The organism is Burkholderia sp. E168m23 (genome assembly GCF_016586125.1).
GTDB classification, from domain to species: Bacteria; Pseudomonadota; Gammaproteobacteria; order Burkholderiales; family Burkholderiaceae; genus Burkholderia; species Burkholderia orbicola.
In genome coordinates this window covers 1-600 of sequence record NZ_BCPP01001678.1, presented here as the reverse complement: position 1 = coordinate 600, position 600 = coordinate 1, and the positions used below count along the sequence as shown (strand labels likewise).

Annotated in this window: 1 pseudogene; it reads right to left on the bottom strand. The window is 69.2% G+C overall.

What is annotated here, in order from left to right:
- Positions 1-600 (bottom strand): annotated as a pseudogene (locus JMF90_RS39620) (Fe/S-dependent 2-methylisocitrate dehydratase AcnD); the annotation flags it as partial.

The following is a 600-nucleotide window of genomic DNA, read 5'->3' as shown; positions in this document are numbered from 1 at the left end:
CGGTGAATCCGCTCGAAGCCTTCGGCGGCAATCGCCTCGACGCCCGCGAGCCGCACGCCCTTCGCGGCCCAGTCGCGCGACGAGCCCTGGCCGTAGTCGGCGCCGGCCACGACGATCAGCGGCTGCTTGCGATTCATGTACGTCTCGATCGCTTCCCACATCCGCATGACCTTGCCTTCCGGCTCGACGCGCGCGAGCGAGCCCTTCTTCACCGCGCCGTCGACGACCGCCATCTCGTTGACGAGCGTCGGGTTCGCGAAGGTCGCGCGCTGCGCGGTCAGGTGGTCGCCCCGGTGCGTCGCGTACGAGTTGAAGTCTTCTTCCGGCAGGCCCATCTTCGCGAGATATTCGCCGGCCGCGCTATCGAGCAGGATCGCGTTCGACGGCGACAGGTGGTCGGTCGTGATGTTGTCGCCGAGCACCGCGAGCGGGCGCATGCCCTTGAGCGTACGTTCGCCGGCCAGCGCGCCTTCCCAGTACGGCGGACGGCGGATGTACGTGCTCTGCGCGCGCCAGTCGTACAGCGGCGCCGCGCGTTCGCCCGCGTCGGCGCTGCGTGCGAACATCGGCTCGTAGACCTTGCGGAACTGCTCGGGCTTC